The organism is Cohnella sp., from assembly GCF_041641335.1.
Taxonomy (GTDB): domain Bacteria; phylum Bacillota; class Bacilli; order Paenibacillales; family Paenibacillaceae; genus Cohnella.
In genome coordinates, this window is record NZ_JBEPYQ010000004.1 from 61,909 (window position 1) to 70,167 (window position 8,259).

The 8,259-nt window shown below is 60.4% G+C and carries 7 protein-coding genes; all 7 read left to right on the forward strand.

Features of this window, described 5'->3' with window-relative positions:
* Positions 1-11: 11 nt before the first annotated feature.
* The 7 genes from argJ to ACESLM_RS02255 all read left to right on the forward strand — a co-directional run bounded on the left by argJ (position 12) and on the right by ACESLM_RS02255 (position 8,227).
* Complete coding sequence (gene argJ, locus ACESLM_RS02225; RefSeq protein WP_372629594.1) at positions 12-1,241, forward strand: bifunctional ornithine acetyltransferase/N-acetylglutamate synthase; 1,230 nt, start codon at positions 12-14, stop codon at positions 1,239-1,241.
* Positions 1,242-1,254: 13 nt separating this feature from the next.
* Positions 1,255-2,046, forward strand: a complete 792-nt coding sequence (gene argB / locus ACESLM_RS02230; protein WP_372629596.1) for an acetylglutamate kinase — start codon at positions 1,255-1,257, stop codon at positions 2,044-2,046.
* A 31-nt stretch (positions 2,047-2,077) separates the two neighbouring features.
* Positions 2,078-3,268, forward strand: coding sequence for an acetylornithine transaminase (locus ACESLM_RS02235; RefSeq protein ID WP_372629598.1), 1,191 nt, complete (start codon positions 2,078-2,080; stop codon positions 3,266-3,268).
* A 174-nt stretch (positions 3,269-3,442) separates the two neighbouring features.
* Positions 3,443-4,402, forward strand: a complete 960-nt coding sequence (argF, locus tag ACESLM_RS02240; protein WP_372629600.1) for an ornithine carbamoyltransferase — start codon at positions 3,443-3,445, stop codon at positions 4,400-4,402.
* Between the two features lie 123 nt (positions 4,403-4,525).
* Positions 4,526-5,764, forward strand: a complete 1,239-nt coding sequence (locus ACESLM_RS02245; RefSeq protein WP_372629602.1) for an argininosuccinate synthase — start codon at positions 4,526-4,528, stop codon at positions 5,762-5,764.
* Positions 5,765-6,303: 539 nt separating this feature from the next.
* Positions 6,304-7,719, forward strand: a complete 1,416-nt coding sequence (gene argH / locus ACESLM_RS02250; protein WP_372629604.1) for an argininosuccinate lyase — start codon at positions 6,304-6,306, stop codon at positions 7,717-7,719.
* Between the two features lie 148 nt (positions 7,720-7,867).
* Positions 7,868-8,227 carry an RpnC/YadD family protein gene (locus ACESLM_RS02255; protein WP_372629606.1) on the forward strand — a complete coding sequence of 120 codons (360 nt, stop codon included), beginning with the start codon at positions 7,868-7,870 and terminating at the stop codon, positions 8,225-8,227.
* Positions 8,228-8,259: the final 32 nt, after the last annotated feature.

Below are 8,259 nucleotides of genomic sequence, written 5' to 3' on the forward strand. Positions count from 1 at the left end.
AACCGAATATCATGGGAAAACAAAGCTACGCGATCGTGGAAGGTGGAGGCGTTACGACGCCGAAAGGCTTTAAGGCCGGCGGGCTGCACTGCGGCTTGAAAAAAACCGATCGCCACGATCTGGGAGTCATCGCGTGCGAGGTGCCGGCTTCGGCCGCCGCGGTGTATACGACGAATTTGTTCCAGGCGGCCCCGCTGCTCGTCACGCGGGAAGCGCTGGGTAGCGGCGGCTTGCTTCGCGCGGTTATCGTAAACAGCGGCAACGCCAATGCGTGCACGGGAGCGCAAGGGGAAGCGGACGCGCGCACGATGCAGGCGAACGCGGCGGAAGCGCTCGGCGTAAGCAAGGATCAGGTGGCCGTGGCGTCCACGGGCGTGATCGGCGAATTGCTGAAGATGGACCGCGTGAACGCGGGCATCGAGAAGCTTCCGGGGCGGCTGCGAAGCGACGAGCAAGGCTCCGACGACTTCTGCCAGGCGATACTGACGACCGACCTCGTGAAAAAAACGAGCTGCGTGACGCTGACGGTCAGCGGCAAGCAGGTCACGGTCGCCGGCGCGGCCAAAGGCTCGGGAATGATTCATCCGAACATGGCGACGATGCTCGGTTTCGTGACGACCGACGCCAAGATCGGTTCCTCCCTGCTTCAAGAGGTTCTGCGCGAAGTGACGAACGTGAGCTTTAACATGATTACGGTGGACGGCGATACGAGCACGAACGATATGCTGGTCGCGATGGCCAGCGGACTTGCGGACAACGACGAGTTGACCCGCGCCCATCCCGATTTCGCGGCATTCGTCGACGGACTGCGGCACGTCTGTGCCGAGCTGGCCAAAGCGATCGCCCGCGACGGCGAAGGCGCGACCAAGCTCATCGAGACGACGGTCGTCGGCGCGGACAGCGACGATGCGGCGCAGGCGATCGCCAAGACGATCATCGGCTCCAGCCTGGTGAAGTCGGCCGTATACGGCGCGGACGCCAACTGGGGGCGCATCATCGCCGCCGTCGGTCGCGCGGGCGTGCCGGTGAACGTGGCGACGGTCGACATCCGTCTGGGCGACATCGTCGTATTGGAGCAGTCCCGTCCGGTTTCTTTCGACGAAGAGATCGCATTGGAATACTTAAAAGGCGATACCGTCGGCATCCATGTAGACCTCAACATGGGAAGCGGCAAGGCGACGGCGTGGGGCTGCGATCTGACGTACGATTACGTGCGCATCAACGCCGCGTATCGGACGTAAGGAGAGCGGGCGTATGGGCAAACAGCGATTTGTGATGAAATGCGGCGGGAGCACTTTGGCGGCGCTGCCGGACGTTTTTTTCGAGGATTTGCGGAGCTTGCAGGAGAGCGGCGTCGAGCCGGTTATCGTGCATGGAGGCGGTCCCGCCATTAACGAGACGCTCGGCAAACTGGGCATCGAGAGCCGGTTCGTGAACGGGCTGCGCGTCACCGACGAAGCGACGCTCGACGTCGTCGAGATGGTGCTGGCGGGGCGCATCAACAAGGAGATCGTGCGCAAGCTGCAGCAGAACGGGGCGCAGTCGCTCGGCCTGTCCGGAACGGACGGCAAGCTGATCGTCGCCAAGCCCGTCGCCAACGCGGACGAGATCGGCCATGTCGGCGACGTCGTCGGCGTGAACGCGGCGCTGGTCGAAGGCGTCATCGGGCTCGGCTACTTGCCCGTCATCGCGCCGATCGGCATCGACGAGAGCGGACAACGGTACAACATCAACGCGGATACGGCTGCAGGCGCGGTCGCTTCCTCGCTCGGCGTCGAGACGATGATCGTCGTGACCGACGTGCCGGGCATTATGCGTACGGTGGACGGAGAGAAGCGTGTTCTGCCGGTCGTGACGTTCGCGGACATCGAAGAGATGATCGCCAGCGGCGAAATCTACGGCGGTATGATTCCGAAGGTCAGAGCGGCTATGAGCTGTCTGCACGGCAACGTCAAGGAAGTGCGGATCGTGGACGGCGCGGCGGAGCGGGTGCTCAGCCGGGCGCTGGCGGAGGGCGACATCGGAACCCGGATCGTAAGGGCGTAAGGCCACACGGGTGAAAAAAGGAGAGATCGGTATGAGTGACAGCGCGTTATTCTCGACTTATGCGAGATATCCCATTACTTTGGTGAAGGGGAAGGGCAGCCGCTTGTGGGACGATCAAGGCAAGGAATATCTTGATTTCATGAGCGGACTTGCGGTAACGAATCTCGGCCACGTGCCGGACGCGGTCAAGAACGCATTGATCGGCCAGCTCGACCAGCTGTGGCACGTCTCCAACCTGTTCCATATCCCGGGACAGGAGAAAGCGGCCAAGCTGCTTGTCGACAACAGCTGCGCGGACGCGGTGTTCTTCTGCAACAGCGGCGCGGAGGCGAACGAGGCGGCGATCAAGCTCGCCCGCCGTTATCATCAGAAGCTGAAGGGCAGCGACCGCTACGAGATCGTCACCTTCACCCAATCGTTCCACGGTCGCACGCTGGCTACGCTGACCGCGACCGGCCAAGACAAGGTGAAGGAAGGCTTCCTTCCGCTTCCGGAAGGCTTCGTGCACGTGCCTCTGCACGATCTGAAGGCGCTGGAAGCTGCGGTCAACGACAAGACGGCCGCGGTCATGCTTGAGCTCGTTCAAGCCGAGGGCGGCGTTATCCCCGTCGATCCGGACTTCCTGAGGGAAGTGCGCGCGCTGTGCGATCGTCACGGTATTCTGCTGATCGTCGACGAAGTGCAGACGGGGATGGGACGCACCGGCAAGCTGTTCGCCTACGAGCATTATGATGTAGAACCGGACATCTTCACCTTGGCCAAGGGCATCGGCAGCGGCTTCCCCGTCGGCGCGATGCTGGCCAAAGCGCATGTGAAGCCGGCATTCGTACCGGGCGCTCACGCGACGACATTCGGCGGTACGCCGATCGCGATGGCGGTCGTCGCCGCTACGATCGAGACGATGCTCAAGGAGAAGGTCGCCGACAAGGCTGCCGAGGCTTCCGAATATTTGATCGGCCAGCTTCAGGAGAAGCTTGCGGGCTTGCCGAACGTTGATCAGGTGCGGGGCAAAGGGCTGCTGATCGGCATTCTGTGCCACGCTCCTGCTGGCGATGCGATCGCTGAGTTGCACAAGCGCGGATTGCTCGTCGTGCCGGCCGGGCCGAACGTCATTCGGCTGCTGCCCAACCTTCTTGTCACTCACGAAGAAATCGACGAGGCGGTCGCGCTGATCGCAACCGTGCTTACGGAGCAGGCCGCGGCGAAGACGGCCAATTCATAATTTCGGAAGGCTGTATGCTGCGGACTGTCGCTTCGTACTTCCGATAGGCATAGAGCGCAACAGACGGCCGCTTCGTGATTCCAACAAGCTGTTTGCGCAACAGACCATACATTGCAATTCCAACAAGCTGCGGCGCCTGCCGCGGCTTCGCAAATAGAGAAGGAGGGTTTGCCCTTGACTACGGCAGCGAACCTGGAACAGATTGCAGCACAACTGAAAGGCCGCGATTTTCTCGGTCTGGTGGACTATTCGCCGGAAGAAATCCGGTACTTGCTCGATCTTGCGATCGAGATCAAGCGCAAGCACAAAGCCGGAGAAGTATACCAGCCGCTGAAAGGCAAATCTCTCGGCATGATTTTCGAGAAATCGTCGACGCGCACGCGCGTATCCTTCGAAGTCGGCATGTACCAGCTCGGCGGCCAAGCGCTGTTCCTGAGCCGCAACGACATTCAGATGGGCCGCGGCGAGACGATTCTCGACACCGCTCAAGTGATGTCCCGCTATCTGGACGGCATGATCCTGCGGACGTTCGGCCACCGCAACGTCGTAGAGCTGGCGCGCGGAGCGACGATTCCGGTCATCAACGCGCTGTCGGACCAATCCCACCCTTGCCAGGCGCTGGCTGATTACCAGACGGCTTTGGAGCATAAAGGCAAGCTGGAAGGGCTGAAGGTTGCCTACATAGGCGACGGCAACAACGTGCTCCACTCGCTGATGATGGGCGCGGCCAAGCTGGGCATGCACTTCTCCAGCGCTTCTCCGGAAGGCTACGATCCGTCCGAGAGGTCCGTCAAATCTTCGATCGAGGCGGCGGAGGAAACCGGAGGCAGCGTGCGTATTCTGCGCGACCCTCGCGAAGCGATCGAAGGCGCGGACATCGTCTACACCGACGTATGGGCGAGCATGGGCTTCGAGGAAGAGCAGAAGGAGCGCGAGAAGGCGTTCGCGAACTATCAGGTAAACGAAGAGCTCGTGAAATACGCGAAGCCGGACTACCTGTTCATGCACTGCCTGCCGGCTCACCGCGGCGAGGAAGTGTCGGAGGGCGTCATCGACGGCCCGAACTCCGTTATTTTCGATGAAGCCGAGAATCGCCTGCACGCGCAGAAAGCGATCATGGCCGCCATTATGTAAGGTACGGAACCCGGATAGCCAAGAAGCATCCGTCGATCCTCTAATCGTAACGGCTCGCGCCGAACGAATATTGAAATCAATCATGCACTTCTATACTCGAGTTCAAAGGAGCTTCCAATTTCCATGGCAAAGAACAAAATCGTGCTGGCCTACTCCGGCGGGCTTGACACCTCGGTCATCCTGACGTGGCTGAAAGAAACGTACGACGCCGAGATCATCACCTTCACCGCCGACATCGGTCAGAAGGACGAACTGGACGGCCTTGAGGAGAAAGCGCTCAAGACTGGCGCGTCCAAAGTCTACATCGACGACCTTCGCGCCGAATTCGCGAAGGACTTCATCTTCCCGATGTTCCAAGCGGGCGCCCTCTACGAGGGGCAATACCTGCTCGGCACGAGCATCGCGCGTCCGCTGATCGCCAAGCGCATGGTCGAGATCGCCCTTGCCGAAGGCGCAACCGCCATCGCGCACGGCGCTACAGGCAAAGGCAACGACCAAGTCCGCTTCGAGCTGACGGCCGCCGCTCTTGCTCCGAGCATCGAGGTTATCGCTCCTTGGCGCGACGAGGCGTTCCGCGCCGCGTTCCCGGGCCGCGCCGAGATGATCGCCTATGCCGAGAAGCATGGCATTCCGGTTCAGGCTTCGGCCGCCAAGCCGTATTCGACGGACCGCAACCTGCTGCACATCAGCTTCGAGAGCGGCATGCTCGAAGATCCGTGGTTCGATCCGAGCGCGCCGGAAGTCGAAGAAATGTACGTGCTCAGCGTCTCCCCGGAGAGAGCTCCGGACGAAGCCGAGTATATCGAGCTCGACTTCGAAGCAGGCGACTGCGTAGCGATCAACGGCGAACGCCTCGATCCGCTCGCGGTTATGGAGAAGCTGAACGAGGTTGGCGGCAAGCACGGCATCGGCCGCGTCGACATGGTGGAGAACCGCTTCGTCGGCATGAAGAGCCGCGGCGTGTACGAAACCCCCGGCGGGAGCATCCTATTTACGGCACATCGCAAAATCGAGTCCCTGACCATGGATCGCGACGTCATGCACCTGCGCGATTCCTTGATCTCCAAATACAGTTCTCTCGTGTACAACGGCTTCTGGTTCGCGCCGGAGCGCCTGGCGATCCAAGCGCTCGTGAACGAGAGCCAGAAGAACGTGACGGGCACCGTCCGTCTCAAGCTGTACAAGGGCAACATCATCGCCGCCGGACTGAAAAGCCCGGTCAGCCTCTACAACCCGCATATCGCGACGATGGAGGCCGATCCTACGCAAGCGTACGATCAAGGCGACGCTACCGGCTTTATCCGCCTGAACGCTCTGCGCCTGAAGGTATCTTCCGGCGTCAACGGAGCTTCCGGCATTTAATCGATAAAGTGCAAAAGGGAGAACCGCGCCCGAAGCCTGCCGAACCATCCCCCGCGAGGCGGGGCCATGACGGGAGGCACCTTCGCCGCGCGGCGCTCCCCTTTTGCCGTTTAACGGCGGGTGGCGTGGAAGTCGAGGCGCGCCTCGCTAAACGGTCTACCAGACCGTTAAGGTGCCCGAAACGTGGGAATGCGGCGGTGTAACAGCCTGCCAGACCGTTACTGTACCCGAAACGTGGGGATGCGGCGTTGTAACGGCCTGCCAGACCGTTAAGGTGCCCGGAGCGTGGGAATGCATCGGTTTAATGGTCCGTCAGACCGTTAAGGTGCCCGGAGCGTGGGAATGCATCGGTTTTAAGGTGCCCGAAACGTGGGAATGCGGCGGTGTAACAGCCTGCCAGACCGTTACTGTACCCGAAACGTGGGGATGCGTCGGTTTAACGGTCTGCAAGGCTGTAACGTGTCCCGCTTGTACCGGATAGGATGCCGAGGGAACGGATGAGGTTATTCGATCGAGGATAAGAGAGGGGTATTCGGATTATGAGCAAGCTGTGGGGGGGCCGTTTCACGAAGCAAACGGACCAACTGGTGGAAGAATATACGGCATCGATCACGTTCGACAAGGAACTGGCCGAGGAAGACATTCAGGGCAGCCTGGCGCACGTGACGATGCTTGGCAAGTGCGGCATTCTCCCGGCGGAGGACGTGGAGACGATCAAGGCCGGCCTGTTGAAGGTTCGCGGGAAAATCCGCAGCGGCGAGCAGCAGTTTCTGATCGCCGACGAGGATATCCATATGAACATCGAGAAAGCGCTGATCGAAGAAGTCGGCCCGGTCGGAGGCAAACTGCACACCGGACGCAGCCGCAACGACCAAGTGGCGACCGACATGCACCTGTATCTGCGCAAGCGCGTCGTCGAGTTCGTCGAGATGCTGCGCAAGCTCCAGGCGGCGCTGATCGGACAAGCCAAGCAAAACCTGGACACGATCGTGCCGGGCTACACGCATCTTCAGCGTGCGCAGCCGATCCTGTTCGCGCATCACCTGATGGCTTATGTGTCGATGTTCGGCCGCGATATCGAGCGTCTGCAGGACAGCTACAAGCGCATCGACGCGTTGCCGCTCGGCGCTGGCGCGCTGGCTGGCACGACGTTCGCGATCGACCGTCATTTTACGGCCGAGCAGCTTAACTTCGGGCGCGTCTATGAGAACAGCCTCGACGCCGTCAGCGACCGCGATTTCATCGTCGAGTTTCTTGCCGGCGCCTCGCTGATCATGACGCACTTGTCGCGCCTGAGCGAAGAGCTGATCCTCTGGTCGAGCACCGAGTTCCAGTTCGTCGAGCTCGACGACGCCTTTTGCACCGGCTCCAGCATCATGCCGCAGAAGAAGAACCCCGACGTGCCTGAGCTCGTTCGCGGCAAGACCGGCCGCGTCTACGGCAACCTTGTTGGCCTGCTGACGGTGCTGAAGTCGCTGCCGCTCGCGTACAACAAGGACATGCAAGAAGACAAGGAAGGCATGTTCGACACGGTCAAGACACTCCAGGGAGCGCTCCAGCTGTTCGCCTCCATGATCGAGACGATGAAGGTGCGCAAGGACCGGATGCGCCGCGCCGTCGACCAGGACTTCTCCAACGCGACGGACATCGCCGACTTCCTCGTCGGCAAAGGTCTGCCTTTCCGCCAGGCTCACGAAGTGATCGGCAAGACGGTGCTGTATTGCATCCAGCAGAATAAGTTCCTGCTCGACCTGACACTGGACGAGTTCAAGCAGTTCTCCGACTTGTTCGACGACCGGATCTATGCCGTGCTTCAGCCGGAAGCGGTCGTCAACGCCCGCGACGTCTACGGCGGTACGGCAACCCCGCAGGTGGAAGCAGCCATCGCCCGTGCCGAAGCCGAGCTGTCCCGTACGACACAATGGGTTGAGGAGTACGAAAAGAAAAGCCAATAAATATGGCCTGTTCACGGATCTCGTTATCGGGTAAAATGAAGTCAATATAAAATTCCGGCCGTGAAGCACACGCCGCTTGTTCCCTTTGACGAGGGAGCGGGCGGCGTTTTGTTTTGAGCGGACCACGAAGAAGGCGAGGAATGCGGCGATGAACGAAAAAAAAGCCAAACCGCACGACGAAGCGCTCAAGAAATTGCTGCAGACGTTTTTCGCGGAGTTTATCGAGCTCTTTTTTCCGGAGCTAAGCTCGTTGCTGGATCATCGCCATACCCGATTTTTGATGCAGGAGCTGCTCGTGGACGTCGTCGGCGAAGAAGCCAAAACGCTGGACTTGCTGCTGGAAACCCGCTATAAAGCGCTCGACGCATACATCCTCGTGCATATGGAACCGCAGTCGTATCGTCAGAAGGACTTTCATGAACGTTCACGGCGGATGAAGGGGCGGAGGACCCGGATACGTTCGTCATGGGCATTCCCGATCACGAGATCGTCCGTTTCAAGTTTCTGAAGGTCGAGCTGAGAACGTTGGATTGGAGACGG

Bases quoted from the DNA above. Each gene is read 5' to 3' on its own strand.
- ACESLM_RS02235 (WP_372629598.1), top strand. From the start codon at position 2,078: ATGAGTGACAGCGCGTTATTCTCGACTTATGCGAGATATCCCATTACT.
- argJ (WP_372629594.1), top strand. From the start codon at position 12: ATGGGAAAACAAAGCTACGCGATCGTGGAAGGTGGAGGCGTTACGACG.
- argB (WP_372629596.1), top strand. From the start codon at position 1,255: ATGGGCAAACAGCGATTTGTGATGAAATGCGGCGGGAGCACTTTGGCG.
- argH (WP_372629604.1), top strand. From the start codon at position 6,304: ATGAGCAAGCTGTGGGGGGGCCGTTTCACGAAGCAAACGGACCAACTG.
- ACESLM_RS02245 (WP_372629602.1), top strand. From the start codon at position 4,526: ATGGCAAAGAACAAAATCGTGCTGGCCTACTCCGGCGGGCTTGACACC.
- ACESLM_RS02255 (WP_372629606.1), top strand. From the start codon at position 7,868: ATGAACGAAAAAAAAGCCAAACCGCACGACGAAGCGCTCAAGAAATTG.